The sequence below is a fragment of the Rhodococcus sp. USK13 genome (genome assembly GCF_018343855.1).
GTDB lineage: Bacteria > Actinomycetota > Actinomycetes > Mycobacteriales > Mycobacteriaceae > Rhodococcus_F > Rhodococcus_F oxybenzonivorans.
Map to the genome: position 1 here is coordinate 1,282,569 of NZ_CP069242.1, position 15,620 is coordinate 1,298,188.

16 protein-coding genes are annotated in these 15,620 nt (G+C 65.7%); 11 read left to right on the top strand and 5 right to left on the bottom strand.

Going from position 1 to position 15,620, the window contains the following annotated elements; genetic code table 11:
* Positions 1-948: a helix-turn-helix transcriptional regulator gene (locus JQT59_RS08730; RefSeq protein WP_213575788.1), complete on the bottom strand. Its 948-nt coding sequence runs from the start codon at positions 946-948 to the stop codon at positions 1-3.
* Between the two features lie 89 nt (positions 949-1,037).
* Here JQT59_RS08730 and JQT59_RS08735 point away from each other — a divergent pair, with 89 nt between their 5' ends.
* The 6 genes from JQT59_RS08735 (at position 1,038) to pip (ending at position 7,216) form a co-directional block, all read left to right on the top strand.
* Complete coding sequence (locus tag JQT59_RS08735) at positions 1,038-1,454, top strand: VOC family protein (RefSeq protein WP_213575789.1); 417 nt, start codon at positions 1,038-1,040, stop codon at positions 1,452-1,454.
* Between the two features lie 10 nt (positions 1,455-1,464).
* Positions 1,465-2,022, top strand: coding sequence for a YdeI/OmpD-associated family protein (locus JQT59_RS08740; protein ID WP_249354268.1), 558 nt, complete (start codon positions 1,465-1,467; stop codon positions 2,020-2,022).
* 108 nt (positions 2,023-2,130) lie between these two features.
* Entirely contained in the window at positions 2,131-3,102 is a 972-nt protein-coding gene (locus JQT59_RS08745; protein ID WP_213575791.1) for a YihY/virulence factor BrkB family protein, read from the top strand.
* 20 nt (positions 3,103-3,122) lie between these two features.
* The gene (locus JQT59_RS08750) at positions 3,123-3,767 is read left to right on the top strand and encodes a class I SAM-dependent methyltransferase (protein ID WP_213575792.1); all 645 of its coding nucleotides are present in this window, start codon (positions 3,123-3,125) and stop codon (positions 3,765-3,767) included.
* A gap of 114 nt (positions 3,768-3,881) precedes the next feature.
* Positions 3,882-6,233: an FHA domain-containing protein gene (locus tag JQT59_RS08755; protein WP_213577549.1), complete on the top strand. Its 2,352-nt coding sequence runs from the start codon at positions 3,882-3,884 to the stop codon at positions 6,231-6,233.
* A gap of 35 nt (positions 6,234-6,268) precedes the next feature.
* Complete coding sequence (pip, locus tag JQT59_RS08760) at positions 6,269-7,216, top strand: prolyl aminopeptidase (RefSeq protein WP_213575793.1); 948 nt, start codon at positions 6,269-6,271, stop codon at positions 7,214-7,216.
* Between the two features lie 124 nt (positions 7,217-7,340).
* On the opposite strand, the gene JQT59_RS08765 is transcribed toward pip, so the two are convergent.
* From JQT59_RS08765 to JQT59_RS08775, 3 genes are all read right to left on the bottom strand, one after another.
* Positions 7,341-7,895: a YceI family protein gene (locus tag JQT59_RS08765; RefSeq protein ID WP_213575794.1), complete on the bottom strand. Its 555-nt coding sequence runs from the start codon at positions 7,893-7,895 to the stop codon at positions 7,341-7,343.
* A 108-nt stretch (positions 7,896-8,003) separates the two neighbouring features.
* Positions 8,004-8,357 carry a GNAT family N-acetyltransferase gene (locus JQT59_RS08770; protein ID WP_213575795.1) on the bottom strand — a complete coding sequence of 118 codons (354 nt, stop codon included), beginning with the start codon at positions 8,355-8,357 and terminating at the stop codon, positions 8,004-8,006.
* 78 nt (positions 8,358-8,435) lie between these two features.
* Positions 8,436-8,897, bottom strand: a complete 462-nt coding sequence (locus JQT59_RS08775) for a MarR family winged helix-turn-helix transcriptional regulator (RefSeq protein ID WP_213575796.1) — start codon at positions 8,895-8,897, stop codon at positions 8,436-8,438.
* 135 nt (positions 8,898-9,032) lie between these two features.
* On the opposite strand from JQT59_RS08775, the gene JQT59_RS08780 reads away from it, so the two are divergent.
* From JQT59_RS08780 to JQT59_RS08800, 5 genes are all read left to right on the top strand, one after another.
* Positions 9,033-9,542 carry a VOC family protein gene (locus JQT59_RS08780; protein WP_213575797.1) on the top strand — a complete coding sequence of 170 codons (510 nt, stop codon included), beginning with the start codon at positions 9,033-9,035 and terminating at the stop codon, positions 9,540-9,542.
* Positions 9,543-9,589: 47 nt separating this feature from the next.
* Positions 9,590-10,378 carry a pirin family protein gene (locus JQT59_RS08785; RefSeq protein WP_213575798.1) on the top strand — a complete coding sequence of 263 codons (789 nt, stop codon included), beginning with the start codon at positions 9,590-9,592 and terminating at the stop codon, positions 10,376-10,378.
* 101 nt (positions 10,379-10,479) lie between these two features.
* Positions 10,480-11,451: an alpha/beta hydrolase gene (locus tag JQT59_RS08790; protein WP_213575799.1), complete on the top strand. Its 972-nt coding sequence runs from the start codon at positions 10,480-10,482 to the stop codon at positions 11,449-11,451.
* Positions 11,452-11,460: 9 nt separating this feature from the next.
* Positions 11,461-12,522, top strand: a complete 1,062-nt coding sequence (locus tag JQT59_RS08795; RefSeq protein ID WP_249354270.1) for a helix-turn-helix domain-containing protein — start codon at positions 11,461-11,463, stop codon at positions 12,520-12,522.
* Between the two features lie 123 nt (positions 12,523-12,645).
* Positions 12,646-15,081 carry an ATP-binding protein gene (locus JQT59_RS08800; protein ID WP_213575800.1) on the top strand — a complete coding sequence of 812 codons (2,436 nt, stop codon included), beginning with the start codon at positions 12,646-12,648 and terminating at the stop codon, positions 15,079-15,081.
* Here JQT59_RS08800 and JQT59_RS08805 read toward each other — a convergent pair.
* Positions 15,078-15,611, bottom strand: coding sequence for a DUF1360 domain-containing protein (locus tag JQT59_RS08805; protein ID WP_213575801.1), 534 nt, complete (start codon positions 15,609-15,611; stop codon positions 15,078-15,080). The two genes, JQT59_RS08800 and JQT59_RS08805, sit on opposite strands and share 4 nt — an antisense overlap.
* Between the last annotated feature and the right edge of the window lie 9 nt (positions 15,612-15,620).

Genomic DNA, 15,620 nt, shown 5'->3' on the forward strand with positions numbered 1-15,620 from the left:
TCAACCCGGACCATAGCGGCCGACGAGTTCACCGCCGATCCGTGCGAGTTCGGATTGCACCGACGATGGGTCCAGAACCTCGACCATGGCACCCCACCCGGCGAGGTTGCGAGCGATGTCCAACGGGGTCGGCGCGGCGAGACGAACGCGGACGCGGCCGTCGTCGAGCTCGGCGTCGGTGTGGCAGTGGCGGCCGAAGTGGTCGCGCAGTATCGGCACGAACCGCGCTTCGATGAGGACGGTGGCCCAGGTGCGTGACCGCTTCTCCTCCATCTGCCCGACGATCTGCTCCCACGCCGTGGCGAGGGCAAAGTCGTTCGGCCGCTCGGCCGGGTGGTCGGTGGGCTCGCTGGCGAGGATGCGGTCGACGCGGAAGGTGCGCTGCCCCTTGTCGGTTCCGGCGAGCAGGTACCACGTGTCATCTTTGTCGACCAGCCCCCACGGGTCGACGAGCCGCTCGGATTGCTGCCTGGTGCTGTTGCTGTACGTCAGTCGTACCTTGCGTCGGCGGATCACGGCATCCTGCAGAAGGTTGACCATCTCGGGTCGGCGGCGGTCCCGCTCACCCCACCGGGCGGGGTCGATCATCGTGGCGCTGGCAGCCGCCTCAGCGTCGGCCCGGAAGGTCTGCGGAAGGGCGCGCACGAGTTTGCGCATCGCGGCTTTCGCCTCGTCCGAGACAGCCGCGGCCGGACCCACCAGCAGAAACAGGGCCTGCGCCTCCGTTGCCGAGAGGCCGCTCAGATCGGTGCGCGCGCCACCGACGAGTGACCAACCACCTCCGCGGCCGGGTTGGGGATAGACCGGGATGCCCGCCACCGACAAGGCCTCGAGGTCGCGACGGGCAGTGGCGACGGACACTTCGAGTTCCTCGGCGAGCTCGGCGGCGGTCACGCGGCCACGCGACTGCATGAGTAGGAGGGTGGCCACGAGGCGGTCTGCGCGCATAGGTGAAGTCTCCTCCAGAAAGTGCTCACTTGGTGAGCACTTTGGGGCGCAAGATGGTTCTTGTCACTCACCGATGGAAGGAACCACACATGTTGCGAGGACTCACCACCGTCAACTTCTTCGCGGACGACCTCTCGGCTGCCCGGGACTGGTACACCGAACTGCTGGGCATCGAGCCGTACTTCGTGCGCGAGGTGCAGGGAGCGCCGGCCTACATCGAATTCCGGATCGGCGACTATCAGCACGAGTTGGGCATCATCGACCGTCGATTCGCGGCGGAGAGCCAGACAGGTGAGGCAGGGGCGGGAATCACCTACTGGGCGGTGGACGACGTCGAGGCCGCCTTCGAACGGTTGCTGTCCCTGGGCGCCGTCGTGCATGCCAAGCCGGTCGAGCACGGACCCGGATTCGTCACCGCTTCCGTCGTCGACCCGTTCGGCAACGTTCTCGGCGTGATGTACAACCAGCACTACCTCGACGTCCTCGGATCCCGGACGGGATCCTGAGGTGAGCACCGTGTCCGCGAGTACGTCCACCGAATGGCGGGACTGGCTCGCACAGAACTGTCAGTCCGAGAGAGAAGTGTGGCTCGTCCTTCACCACAAGGACAGTGGCACCGCGAGCGTGCGCTACGCGGAGGCGATCGAGCAGGCGCTGTGCTTCGGCTGGATCGACGGTGTGCACCGCAAACACGATGCGCACAGTTCGCGGCTGCGATTCACTCCGCGCACGGAGCGGAGTTCCTGGAGCCGGGTGAATCGTGAGCGTGCGGCGAGGATGATCGAGCTCGGTCTGATGACCGAGCAGGGTCAGGCGATGATCGACCTGGCCATGGCCAAGGGAACGTGGCAGGTGCTGCCCGACGATGAGAGTATTCCGGAGGACCTGCGCACGTTGCTCGATCGAAATGATGCCGCACGCAACAACTTCGAAGCATTTCCGCCGTCGTCGCGGCGGCTGATCCTGGAGTGGATCGCGAAGGCGAAGAGGCCGGACACCCGGCAGCGTCGGATCGAGCGAACGGTCGCGCTCGCCGAGGTGAACGTCCGCGCCAACCATCCGGGAATACGGTGACCGTGCCGCTCGGCGAGGATCGGCGGAATCCCTGGAGCTGGCTGGTGTCCGAGGGCAGCATGCTTCTTACCTGCGCCTTCCGCTGCCTGCCAGGGCAAAATGAGGAACATGAGCATTGCGAGGCGGTTGGACGCCCTTCAGCGTCGTCACCCGGCGCTGGGATTCCCGATCGCCGTGCTGTACAAGTTCCTCGACGATCAGGGCGTCTATCTCGCCGCATTGATCGCGTACTACGGCTTCATCTCCCTTTTCCCGTTGTTGCTCCTGCTGTCCACGGTTCTCGGTTTCGTTCTCGCCGGCAATCCGGGCTTGCAGCAGGACATCATCGACTCGGCGCTGCGCCAGTTCCCGGCGATCGGGACCGATCTCGCGACCCAGGACCGGATCGGTGGTGGGTGGGCCGGTCTGGTGATCGGTGTGGTCGGTGCCCTGTACGGAGGTCTCGGCGTCGCGTTGGCGTGCCAGAACGCGATGAACACCGCATGGTCGGTGCCGCGCCATCAACGGCCCGACCCGATCCGCGCCCGCGGTCAGGGTTTGCTGCTCCTCGGCACGATCGGTCTGGCTGTCCTCGGCACCGCCGCGATCTCCGGCATCGGTGCCGCAGCACATCTCGACGGACCCCTCAGTGTGCTTCTGATCGTCGCCACGCTGATCTTGAATTCCGGGATTTTCATCCTCGCCTTCCGGCTCACCACTGCACGGCCGTTGTCCAACGCAGATGTCGTTCCCGGGGCGGTGGCCGCGGCCGTGCTGTGGCAGATGCTGCAAACGTTCGGTGCCTTCTATGTCAGCAGCGTGGTACGCACCGCCTCGGTCACGAACGGTGTGTTCGCCATCGTTCTGGGACTGTTGGCCTTTCTGTTCCTCGCCGGGGTCACGGTTGTGCTGTGCGTCGAGATCAATGTGGTGAGGGTGGACAATCTGCATCCGCGCGCCCTGCTCGCACCGTTCACCGACAAGGTTGATCTCATCGAAGGGGACAAGCGCACCTTCAGCGACCAGGCGCAGGCGCAGCGGGCCGTCGCCCACGAAGACATTCAGGTCACGTTCGACGACAGACGCGCCGACCGCAGCTGACGAGGTGAGAAGTAGAAACAATGACAGGTGACGATCCCTTCACAGGCCGGCGCCCCACCAGTCACGAACGGCTGACGGGGCTGCCCTGGGATGCGTCGTACCGCGACGGCCCTGCGCCGTGGGATATCGGCCGGGCGCAGCCGGCGATAGTGCGTATCGCATCCGTTGGCGGATTCACCGGAGCGGTGCTCGATGTGGGCTGCGGGAGCGGCGAGAACGCACTGCACCTCGCATCACTCGGATTGTCGGTTCTGGGGGTGGACGTGGCCGAGACGGCCCTGGCGCTAGCCCGAGAAAAAGCCGACGAACGCAGACTCGCGGTCGACTTCGCTGCGGTGGACGCGTTCGAACTGGGACGTGTGGGGCGCATGTTCGAGACGGTGCTCGACTGCGGACTGTTCCACACCTTCGACGACAGTGAGCGGCCCGGATACGTGGCGAGTCTGGCGTCGGTGACCGAGCATCAGGGAACCCTGTATGTGTTGTGCTTCAGCGATGATGGTCCGGAAACCGGCCCGCACCCCGTCAGTCGCGAAGAGCTGACAGCGGCCTTCGACTCCGGGACCGGATGGAATATCGACACCATCGAGCCGGACCGGATACTGACAAGATTCCACCACGACGACGGCGCACCGGCGTGGCTCGCGACTATCACGCGGATCTAGACCGTCGGACCGGTCGGCTCTGGTGAGCGCTTCGTCCGCGAGCGACCGCGGCTGCGTGAGACGATGGACGAGTCGACATCCGGACGCCGGACGACGCTGACGGAGGCCTTGGCTATGGACGACGCGGCGGACACCGGGAGCCCGCGGGTGGTGGTCGAGACCGAGCACGCCCGCGTGAGCTACGACGCGGGGAAAACCGTTCGCATCGGCCGTGACCCGCAGATGGAAGTTACGGTGATCGATCCGGCGGTGTCGCGGGAGCATGCGCGCCTGAGCTGGGACGACGGCTGGCAACTCGTCGACGCGGGCAGCAAGAACGGGTTCTTCGTCGACGGTAAGCGCAGGGATAGGCTCCGCGTCTCCGATCCCGTCACCGTCCGCCTCGGCAACGCGTCCGACGGACCCGTGGTGCGCATCTTCGTCGAGGATCCGGAGGCGACGCAGCAGGCGGTCGGCCCGCGATGGAACGAGTCGACGGTCGAAGTCGGGGCCCCGCGTGACGACGCGGTCCCGACCCGTCCTCAGGATCAATTGGTACCCGCCGGATCCGTCACGGTGGGTCGAGCGCCGGACAGTGACCTGGTCGTCCGCGACGTACTCGCCTCACGCAGGCACGCCGTCCTCCATACCCGGAAATCCGGACTGGAGATCGAGGACCTCGGGAGCGTCAACGGAACGTTCGTCGGTGGTGCCCGGGTAACCCGCGCCCGGCTGAACGACGGTGACGTCGTCACGATCGGCAACACCGATTTCAGCGTGGAGGGCGATCGGCTCGTTCCTCGGCGAACGACGGCACCGGCCGTGAGCGGACTGCACGTGCACGGCGTGGGACTCACCATCGAGGGCGGGCGTCGACTGCTCGAAGAAGTGGATCTCATTGCAGGGCGGGGCACGCTCACCGCGGTGATCGGCCCGTCGGGTGCGGGCAAGACCACGATGGCCACCATTCTCTCCGGCTCACTGACCCCGACCGAAGGTGTGGTCGACTTCGAAGGCCGAAGCGTCCACGCCAACTACCAAGTCCTGCGGTCCCGCATCGGATTGGTCCCGCAGGACGACGTCGTGCACCGGCAATTGACGATTCGGCAGGCACTGGGTTACGCCGCCGAGCTGCGCCTGCCCCCGGACACGACGCGGGCGGACCGCGAGGACGTGATCGCGTCGGTACTGGCCGAGCTGCAACTCACCGAGCACGCGGACACGCGGGTCGATCACCTGTCGGGCGGTCAGCGTAAACGCGCATCCGTCGCGCTGGAGTTGCTCACCGGGCCGTCCCTCCTCATCCTCGACGAACCGACCTCGGGCCTCGACCCGGCGCTGGACCGGCAGATCATGGGCACGTTGCGCCGCCTCGCCGACTCGGGCCGCGTCGTCGTCATCGTCACGCATTCGCTCTCGTACCTCGAGATGTGCGACCAGGTTCTCCTCCTCGCACCGGGCGGGAAGACCGCCTACGTGGGTCCACCGGACGAGGTCGGTTCGATGCTGGGCAGCTCCGACTGGGCCGATGTCTTCGCCCGGGTCGCGGCCGAGCCCGACAAGGTGTTCGCCGAGTACCGCGCCCGCCGCACCTCGGTCGAGGTGGGTCCACCGCCGCCGCCCGGACCGTTGGGGAGCCCCGCGCACACCTCGAGGTGGAGGCAGTGGAGCACCGTGTCGCGAAGGCAGATTCGGCTGATCCGCGCCGACAGGGGATACCTGATCTTCCTGTCCTTCCTGCCCTTCGTCCTCGGCGGGTTGTCCGTGCTCGTGCCCGGCGACACCGGATTCGGTCCGGCGCCACCCGAGTCGAGCGAGTTGAACCAAATCCTGGTCGTTCTGATTCTCGGCGCGACTTTCATGGGTTGCTCGCTGACCATCCGCGACCTCGTCGGTGAGCGCTTGATCTACCACCGGGAACGCGCCGCCGGACTGCTCCCATCCGCATACCTGACGGCGAAGATCGTGGTGTTCTGCGCCGCGGGGGTCGTGCAGTCGGTGGTGATGGTGACGGTGGTCTTCGTCGGCAAAGGGCTGCCGGGTCCGGGGACGGTCATCCCCTCGGGCGCCCTCGAACTGATCGTGGACATCGCCGTCACTACCTGCGCCTGCGTGGTGCTCGGTATGGCGTTGTCGTCGGTGGCGCGCTCGAACGAGCAGGTGATGCCCATGCTCGTCATCGCGATCATGGTGCAGCTGGTGATGTGCGGCGGCATGATCACCATCACCGGCCGCGCCGTGCTCGACCAGTTGTCGTGGCTGTTCCCGTCCCGCTGGGGCTTCGCCGCCGCCGCCTCGACGGCGGATCTGCGCACGAACTCGCCTGGCACGGAAGACGACCCGCTCTGGCAACACGTCCCGTCGTGGTGGCTGTTCAGCATCGGCATGCTGGTGCTCATCGGTGTCGTCCTCGCAGTCGTCGCCTACAGCAGGCTTCGCCTCCGCCGCCCACGTCGTCGAGCACCGGAGGTCCCGGCAACCGGGTAGTCGGCAACCGCACGCTGCACTGTCACACTTGGTCCATGGTTGCGCTGTATCCAGCTGTCGAACCCTACGACTCCGGGTTCCTGGAGGTCTCCGACGGTCAGGTCCTGTACTGGGAGACGGTCGGCGAGCCTGCCGGCACTCCGGCGGTCTATCTGCACGGCGGCCCCGGCTCTGGTTGCACACTCGGAATGCGCCGGCTCTTCGACCCCAATGCTTTTCGGGCGGTCCTGTTCGACCAGCGGGGATGCGGCCGTAGCCGGCAACTGGCGGATGATCCGGGCGTCGACCTCTCGACGAACACGACGGCACACCTGATCGAAGACATCGAACGACTGCGGGAATATCTCCGAATCGACAGGTGGGTCGTGGCGGGTGCGTCGTGGGGGGTCACGCTCGGGTTGGCCTACGCGCAGTGTCATCCCGATCGTGTGATCGGCATGGCGTTGGGTGCAATCACCACGGGCACCCGCGAAGAGGTCGAGTGGATCACCCGCGACATGCGGAGGGTGTTCCCGCGCGAGTGGGAACGGTTCGTCGAACCCGTGCCGGACGGCGAACGCGGAGGCAACCTTGCGGCCGCATACACACGCCTGCTCGCTCATCCCGACCCAGCCGTTCGCGAGAACGCCGCACTGCGGTGGTGTGAGTGGGAGGACACCCACGTTTCCCTGGCGCCGGGGTGGGCACCGAACCCCAGATACCACGACCCTGCGTTCCGTATGGTGTTCGCACGCTTGGTCACCCACTATTGGGGTCGAGATCATTTCCTCGCAGACGATCAGCTACGCGACGGAATGGACCGGTTGACGGGCATCCCCGCGGTACTCGTCCACGGCCGACACGACGTATCCGGTCCGCTGGACACGGCGTGGGAGCTCTCTCGCCTCTGGAAGAGCAGTCGACTCGTCGTCGTCGACGATGCCGGCCACGGTGGTGGCAGCTTCACCGACCAACTCATCGCTGCCATCGACTCATTCGGTTGACGTGGTTGACACCGTATGACCTTTTCCGGGTCTTCGGCTCGACGTACGAATGTCGCAGTAGCCCAGAAACTCTGGGCTACTGCTGACATTCAGCGCGCTCCCGCTGTGGGCGAGACGGGTGGTGTCAGGCCTGGAGGCCGGCTTCGATCTCGAGGCTGATGGTGATCTTGTCGCCGACGACGGCTCCGCCGCCTTCGAGAGGCATGTCGATGCTGATGCCGAAGTCTTTGCGGTTGAGGACGGTGGTGGCTTCGAAGCCGGCGACCGGGCCGTTGCCCATGCCGGGGTTGACGCCGTTGAATTCGAGCGCGAGCTCGACGGGGCGGGTGACGCCGCGGAGGGTGAAGTTGCCGTCGACCACGTAGTCGTCGCCCTTGGCGCGGATGCCGGTGGAGGTGAAGGTGGCGGTGGGGAACTGCTCGGCGTCGAAGAAGTCGGCCGACTTGATGTGGGCGTCGCGGTCGGCGTTCTTGGTGTCGATCGAGCCGACCTGGATCTCGGCGGTGACGGAGGCGGTGCCGTCCTCGGCGACGGTGATGGCGCCGGTGAAGTCGTTGAACGTGCCGCGGACCTTGCTGACCATCAGGTGGCGGACGGAGAAGCCGACGGTGGAGTGGACGGGGTCGATGGCCCAGGTTCCTGCGGTGAGGCCGGGCAGCGTGGTGATGGCGGTGGTCATGGTGAACTCCTCGAGAGTGGTCTACCGGGGTGGTGAAGAATCTGAAGTAATTGAACTTGCAACTACAACGATAGGGGGATGTCGTTGCGATGTCAACTAAAATGAAAACTACCGGGTCGACGAGCGAATGAACTCGAGGATCTCGGACGTCACCGGGTCGGTGATGTCCTCGAAGTCGTCGTGCTTCTTCAGATAGGCGGCCACCAGTGGGCAGACCGCGACGATACGCAATCCCGAGCGGCGCACATCGTCGAGTGCATGGCGGATCAGGATGGAGCTGAGGCCGTGGCCGGAGAATGCGTCGTCGATTTCCGTGTGGAAGAAGACGCGGCGACCGTCGTGGTCGCGGTATGCGGTGAACCCCACCCGTTGTCCCGAGACGCCGAGCTCGTAGCGGTGCCGATCGGGCACGTGCGTGACCGTGGTGTCGAGTGCGGGAGAGGTGTTGTCGGAGTGCGTCATTGATCGTCCTTCTTGCTCGGTGACACTGCGGGTGGGCGGAATCGGGTGGGCCGAATTTCGGGTGGGTGGAATTGCCGTTCAGGTGTTCTCGAGCATATGGGCGCGCATCTCGCTGTAGTCGTGGCCGAGGATCGCGACGTCCCGCGGGCTGAGCAGGTCGAACATGTTCCGGCGAACCTCGGCCACATGTCCAGGGCTTGCGGCGGCGAGCTTGTCGGCGCCGGCATCCGTCAACTCGGCCATCATTCCGCGTTTGTCGTGCTTGCACTCCACGCGGCGTACCCAGCCGGCATCGACGAGCCTGCTGATTGCCCGCGTCACCCCGCTGCGAGTCGTGGTGACGGCCTCTGCCAGTTCGCTCATCCGCAGTCGCCGCTCGGGGGCCTCCGAGAGGACGACGAGCAGTTCGAAATCGGTGAACGAGATGCCCGCATCACGGTTGAGTTGCCGATCGAGCGCTTGCAGCAGCAGGCGAGTGGCGTCGAGATAGGCACGCCACGTGTGTTGTTCCTGCGCGCTGAGCCACCGAGTTGTCTTCACATATCAACAATACCTCAAGTAGTTGACAGTGCAACTACTTGAGGTATTCTCAAACTAGTTGAAGACGCAATCACCCCGATTGGCCCGAAAGCTGACCGGCGTCCTCGTCGCCACCTCGCGAAAGGAATCACGGCTATGAACACCACGCCCGAGCAGAAGAGTTCCGAGGGGTTCGCGGTGCAGCGCGACCGAATCCGTGCCGAGCACCTGAAGCCGGCCGCGTCGCGACCCGCGTCGTCGGCCCGCGGTCTCCATCACACCGCATTGATCAGCGGGGACGTCGAGCGCACGGTGCGGTTTTATCAGGATGTGCTGGAGTTTCCGCTCACGGAGCTGATCGAGAATCGGGACTACTCCGGGTCGTCGCACTTCTTCTTCGACATCGGAAACGGCAACCTGCTGGCGTTCTTCGACTTCCCCGGACTCGACATCGGCCCCTATCAGGAGGTTCTCGGCGGCCTGCATCATGTCGCGATCAGCGTCGAACCCGAACGGTGGGAACACCTGCGCCGCAAGCTGACGGACGCCGGCGTCGAGCTGATCGAGCACAGCGAGGTGTCGCTGTACTTCCGCGACCCTGACGGGGCCCGCCTCGAACTCATCGCCGACCCACTCGGGGAAATGTACGGGTCACACGTTCTCTGATCGAGAGCGCCACAACCACCACTCCGACATCTCGAAAGGTGCTCCGTATGACCACTGCCGTAGCTCGTCCCCCATTGGACGTCCGCCGGGCCGACGACCGCTTCAAGACCCAGGCCGGCTGGCTCGATTCCAAGCATTCGTTCTCGTTCAGCCGCCACTACGACCCCGCCAATACCCACCACGGGGTGCTGATGGTCAACAACGATGACATCGTCGTTCCCGGGATGGGCTTCGACACCCACCCACACCAGGACATGGAGATCGTCACCTGGGTGCTGCAGGGTTCGCTGGTACATCAGGATTCGATGGGGCATTCCGGGGTCATCTACCCAGGCCTGGCTCAGCGGATGAGTGCGGGCACCGGCATCTTGCACTCCGAGAAGAACGACTCCTGGCGTCTGGACGGTGTCACCGGTGCCCATGCCGACCAGCACAGCGACCCGGTGCACTTCATCCAGATGTGGGTCGTTCCCGACGAAGCCGGTATCACGCCCGGTTACGAACAACTCGAGATCGACCACGAATTGCTGGCCGGGGGACTGGTGCCGGTCGCGTCGGGCATGCCCGCGTACGCCGACCACTCGGCGATACGGATCAAGAACAAGTACGCCGCAATGCACGTTGCGCGCATGCAACCCGGTCAGCCGCCGATCGCCCTGCCCGACGCGCCGTTCCTCCATGTGTTCGTGGCGCGCGGTGAAGCATCGCTGGAGGGCGTCGGGGTGCTCGGCGAGGGCGACGCCGTTCGGGTCAGTGGCGGTGGAGGTCAGCAACTGACTACCGAAACCGGTGCCGAGGTCATCGTGTGGGAGATGCACGCCGAGATCGCCGGGTAGTCGGTCGGGTTCCGGGGCGTCCGACACCCGTCGGGCGTTCCCTCACCAACTTCCTCCAGCTGTTGGGTGACCTGGGCCACATTCGGACTCATGCTGGGTGCATGACATCATTTCCCACGCTCGACCCCGAACTCGCGGCCGCGGTCACCATGCTCCCGAATCTCGATTTCTCCGACCTGCCCTCCGCACGGGCAACATTCGACTCCCTGGTCGGCTCCCTGTTGGCTGATCTATCGTTCGACGGAGTCCGTGTTCAGGAGTTGTCGGTCCCAGGCCTCGGCGACGATCCGGACGTCGGTGTCCGGTTCTTCACGCCGGAGAACGCGGAGGGACCGCTGCCGGTTCTTCTATGGATCCACGGGGGCGGGTTCGCCATCGGAACAGCGGCCTCCAGCGACCCCTTCTGCGTCGAGGTGGTGCGGGAACTCGGGTGCGCCGTCGCAAGCGTCGAATACCGGTTAGCTCCGGAAACGCCCTTTCCGGGTCCGCTCGACGACTGCTACGCGGCCTTGACTCACCTCCACGCCCACGCGGACGACTGGGGAATCGATGCCTCCCGCATCGCGGTCGGTGGTCAGAGCGCGGGCGGTGGGCTCGCCGCCGGAACCGTCCTGAGGGCGCGCGACGAGGCCGTCGTCCCGGTCGCATTCCAGCTCCTCGACATTCCCGAGCTCGACGACCGGCTGACCACCGCCTCGATGACGACGTTCGTGGACACTCCGTTGTGGCACCGCCCCAATGCGATCCTGTCGTGGCAGTACTACCTCGGGACGTCCTACACGGGACCGGAAGATCCGAATGTGTCGATCTACGCGGCACCGGCCCGCGCAACCGATCTTCGTGGCCTGCCCCCGACCTATCTCTGCACCATGGAATTGGACCCGCTGCGTGACGAGGGGATCGACTACGCCCTCGGCCTGCTCAGGGCCGGTATCAGCGTGGAGCTGCATTCGTTCCCCGGCACCTTCCACGGGTCCGGATTGCTGGCGACGGCAGAGGTCAGCAAACGCGCGATGGCGGAGGCGCTCGACGCGCTGCGGAGAGGCTTGCGTGTGGTGTCACCAGCCTCGTAGCGTTGCTGGATGCAGGGACTGATGTACCGGCTCGCCGAGCTCGATGCGGACTCGGCGGGCCTGGTACGAGTGATCGACTATTTCGACGCGCTGGTCCGCCACGGCGCGGACACCGCCTCGATGCTCCGGGCGAGTGCCGCGCTGGCCGATTGCGTCGTCGGCATCGACATCTCGGGGTGGTCCGGTAGTTCCGAGCCACGCCGCTGTGATCCTCGCGGGCGGTGGTCTCCGCAGCCGCGGCTGGCGCCCAGTGCATCGAAGGACGTCGTGGTCGACGATGTGGTGGTCGGATCTGTCTGGATAGAGAGGTCGGGTGCGAGTCTGCCGCTCGACGACATGCTCGTCGACCGGATGGCTTTGACCGCGGCGATCATCCTGCAACCGCGCCGTGTGCTCACCGACGCTGAGCACACACGCAATCTTCTCTTTCCGATGGACGAGCTGGCGGTGCTCACCTCGTGCGCTGCGCTGCGGATGGAACCGTCGACTCCCGTCCGTGTGCTCGTGTACACGGCCGGTGGCGGCGCGCGCCTACCGCTGCCCGATGAGCTCGCACCCGGCCGCTCCACGGAGATCGAGGTGGACGGCGACTCGCTGATGCTGGTTGCGGAGTCGTTCGTGCCGACAACGGAATTCGCCGACGTGGCCCGTTCCCGATCCGTGCAGGTGGGTCTCTCACTGGCGGCCCCGGCGTCGGAGGCCAACACGCTCGTCGGCACAGCGAAATTCGCCCGTAGTCAGGCCTCGGGACCCGAACCGATCAGAAACGCGGACGACCTCGGCGCCCTCAACCTGCTGGTGGCGGGGCAGAGCCTCGCACACGCCGCGATTCCCGATCTTGTTCACGCTTCCGGACTGCGCGACTCCGAACAGGGGTCGGAGTTGCTGGCGACACTGCGGGTGTATCTACGGTCGGGAACGCTGCGGGCCGCGGCGGAGAGCATGCACCTACACCACAGCAGCGTTGCGCACCGGCTGACCAAGCTGTCCCGGCACCTGGGTTTCGCTGTCGACGCGATCGAGAATCGGGCTCGTGCGACGGCACTGATGATGGTGATCGACAACCGGTGACGGTGCGCCTCGACTCGCCGTTGATCACCGCATTCACCCAGGTAGCACGTTCCCGTTAATCCGTAGCGACCACCTGCATGGCGAGATGAGTCGAACCTGGGCCATGATTCTGGGACGGAATGGATGGGTCCGGGAAACCGGCGGTGGACGAAAGGTCCATGGATTGTGACTGCCTCGGGTGAAGCTTCCTGGTCTGCGGAACGGTTGTTCGCAGGGCCCGGTGAGACGCGGGAACGGCTTCGCCGCCACGACTGGGCAGCCACGCCGCTGGGACCGGTCGAGACCTGGTCCGTGGAGCTGAGGGCTGCGGTCCGCACGGTATTGCCGTCGGCCGTGCCGATGCTGCTGTGGTGGGGCCCCGACCTGGTGCAGATCTTCAACGACGCCTACACGCCGGTACTGGGTGAGAAGTATCCGGCCGCGGTCGGCGAGCCGGGTGCGCAGTGCTGGGCGGAGGTGTGGGACGAGCTGGGACCGCTCGCCGAGCAGGTACTCGCGGGCGGTGAAGCGACGTACATGGAGAACCAGCAGTTGTTCCTGCGACGTCACGGCTACCTGGAGGAGACGTATTGGACGTTCTCCTACAGCCCGGTGCACGACGAAGGCGGGAACGTGGCGGGTGTCTTCGTCGCGACGACGGATGTGACGACTCGTGTGCTCGGAGAACGCCGATTGGAGACGCTCCGTCGACTGGGCATGGTCTCGACCGCCGAGGGAGACGACCCGATCGCGGATTCGTGCCAGGCGGTCATGGAGGTCCTGGCCGACAGCAGCGACGATGTGCCGGTGGCAGTGATGTATCTGCGGGAGGACATCGCTGGAGCAGCTCGAAACGGAGCGTCGCACGATCTGGTCCTGGTCGGTGCCGTGGGAACGGACCGGGGCACGGAGCTCGCACCGCTGCGCATCGCTGCGGGCGAGGGCATTCACCCGGCCGACGCGCGGGTGTATCCGCTGGTGGTGACGGGAGACTCCGAGCCGGTGGGTCTGTTGGTTCTCGGTATCAGCGCGTGCCGCGCATTCGACGACGCCTATCGCAGCTTCTTCGAATTGGTGGCCGCGAAGGTGTCGACGTTGATGTCGGACGCTCTGGCCTTCGAGTTCGAACGAGACCGCGCCGCAGCCCTCGCTGAACTTGACACCGCGAAAACGCGATTCTTCCAGAACATCAGCCACGAGTTCCGCACACCGCTGACGTTGCTCCTCGGGCCGCTGCAAACATTGGGCGAAGAGAACGGTGTGGTGTCGATCGAGGAACGGCGCGATGCGATCGCCGTCGCCTATCGGGCGGCGCAGCGGCTTCAGCGACTTGTCGACGGCTTGCTGGACCTCTCCACCGCCGCCGGCGGCACACTCGAGCAGAAACCGGAACCGACCGACATCGGCAGGTTGACCGCCGACTGTGTGAGCATGTTTGCCTCCGCAGCCGAGGACGCGGGGCTTCTCCTCCGAACCGACATCGACGAAAGTGTGGGACTGGTCGACGTCGACCAGGAAATGTGGGTGAAGGTCGTCCTCAACCTGGTGTCGAACGCCCTCAAATACAACACCGACGGCGGCTCTGCCGACGTGTCACTTCGGCAGGAAGACAACCATCTGATCTTGCGCGTGGCCGATACCGGCGTCGGAATTCCGGCCGACGAGCAGGACCGGGTGTTCGAACGTTTCCATCGGGTCGAGGGGGCAGCGCCCAACAGTGGCGGCGGTGTGGGCATCGGTCTTTCCCTCGTCGCGGATCTCGCCGAGGCGCTCGGCGGATCCGTCGTCCTCGACAGCACGCTGGGACGGGGAAGCACCTTCACGGTTCGCGTGCCGCGCGTGGCGGCGCCGGCGGCTGTTCCCACCAACCCGGCACGAGTGGACGCCACTGCATACTTCAGCGAGATAGTGCAGCGGGAGCCGGTCCCGCCCTCCCCGGTGCCTGTGGCAGCGGACGACGATGCGCCGCGGTACCGCATTCTGCTGCTCGAAGACCACAGCGATCTCCGGGCCTACCTGACCCGACTGCTCGCGGGGCAAGGCTGGGACGTCGACGCCGTGCCGGACGCGGATACCGCTTGGCGTCGTCTGGCGGATCGGCGACCGCATCTGGTTCTCAGCGATGTGATGATGCCCGGTCGTGACGGAATCACCTTCCTGAAGGAACTCCGTGCGGACGAGTCGACGGCCAGGCTTCCCGTCGTTCTCCTCACTGCTCGCGCGGGCACCGAGTCGGCGGTCGACGGTTTGAGTCAGGGCGCCGACGACTACATCGTCAAACCCTTTCAACCGGCCGAACTGGTGGCGCGAATCCGTGTCCACCTGGAATTGTCCTGGTTCCGGGAGACTCTCATCGCGGACGGTGAACGCGAGACCGATCAGCTGCGCACCGCACTGGACACCCGCACCACGCTGAGTCAAGCGGTAGGCCTGACGATGGCGGCGTTCCAGTGCGACGCGGACACGGCTTTCGAGAAGCTGGTCACGTATTCGCAGCACCGCAACGTGAAATTGCGGGAAATCGCGTCGGACATCGTCGACAACTTCACGGCCGAGTCCGCCGGCCGGGCCGCGAACTAGCCTTCGGCTACCTGTTGGGCGGTGGCGTACGCGAGTTGCAGGAAGTCCGCGCCGGCCAGAGCCGCCATCGCATCGGCCACCATGCGTGTCGCCCGGGGTGCGAAGACGTGCCCGATGGTGAAACCGGTGATCACCCAGACATCGAAGCAGAACGGGCAGGTCAGCAGTTCGCCGATGCTGTGCTTGACCCCGTCGGAGGCCTGCGGCTTCTCCATCACCTCGCCGGGCCCCCCGTCCCCGGCCCGCTCGGTGAACGGTGCGCGGAGCGGCGTGGTGACGGCGTCCTTGGTCACCGTGCGGGAAAGTTTGTGCGCCGCAAACGCAGTGATGACGAGTTCTCGCACGGTCATGGCGCGCGGGAGTTGCCGGTTGGTGAGAGCGCCGAGCACCGTGACCACGGCGACGACGAAGGTGTACGCCGCCATCGTCGCCGCGTAGCCGTTCAGGGAGCGTTCGCGTCCGGTCGAACTCTGTTCGCGCTCGCCTGTTGTCGCACTCCGTTCGCGCTCCGGCGCCTGTGCCACGTTCATCCACTTTCC

Bases quoted from the DNA above. Each gene is read 5' to 3' on its own strand.
- JQT59_RS08770 (WP_213575795.1), bottom strand. From the start codon at position 8,357: ATGACGCACTCCGACAACACCTCTCCCGCACTCGACACCACGGTCACG.
- JQT59_RS08745 (WP_213575791.1), top strand. From the start codon at position 2,131: ATGAGCATTGCGAGGCGGTTGGACGCCCTTCAGCGTCGTCACCCGGCG.
- JQT59_RS08765 (WP_213575794.1), bottom strand. From the start codon at position 7,895: ATGACCACCGCCATCACCACGCTGCCCGGCCTCACCGCAGGAACCTGG.
- JQT59_RS08750 (WP_213575792.1), top strand. From the start codon at position 3,123: ATGACAGGTGACGATCCCTTCACAGGCCGGCGCCCCACCAGTCACGAA.
- JQT59_RS08735 (WP_213575789.1), top strand. From the start codon at position 1,038: ATGTTGCGAGGACTCACCACCGTCAACTTCTTCGCGGACGACCTCTCG.
- JQT59_RS08785 (WP_213575798.1), top strand. From the start codon at position 9,590: ATGACCACTGCCGTAGCTCGTCCCCCATTGGACGTCCGCCGGGCCGAC.
- pip (WP_213575793.1), top strand. From the start codon at position 6,269: ATGGTTGCGCTGTATCCAGCTGTCGAACCCTACGACTCCGGGTTCCTG.
- JQT59_RS08800 (WP_213575800.1), top strand. From the start codon at position 12,646: ATGGGTCCGGGAAACCGGCGGTGGACGAAAGGTCCATGGATTGTGACT.
- JQT59_RS08730 (WP_213575788.1), bottom strand. From the start codon at position 948: ATGCGCGCAGACCGCCTCGTGGCCACCCTCCTACTCATGCAGTCGCGT.
- JQT59_RS08755 (WP_213577549.1), top strand. From the start codon at position 3,882: ATGGACGACGCGGCGGACACCGGGAGCCCGCGGGTGGTGGTCGAGACC.
- JQT59_RS08805 (WP_213575801.1), bottom strand. From the start codon at position 15,611: ATGAACGTGGCACAGGCGCCGGAGCGCGAACGGAGTGCGACAACAGGC.
- JQT59_RS08780 (WP_213575797.1), top strand. From the start codon at position 9,033: ATGAACACCACGCCCGAGCAGAAGAGTTCCGAGGGGTTCGCGGTGCAG.
- JQT59_RS08795 (WP_249354270.1), top strand. From the start codon at position 11,461: ATGCAGGGACTGATGTACCGGCTCGCCGAGCTCGATGCGGACTCGGCG.
- JQT59_RS08790 (WP_213575799.1), top strand. From the start codon at position 10,480: ATGACATCATTTCCCACGCTCGACCCCGAACTCGCGGCCGCGGTCACC.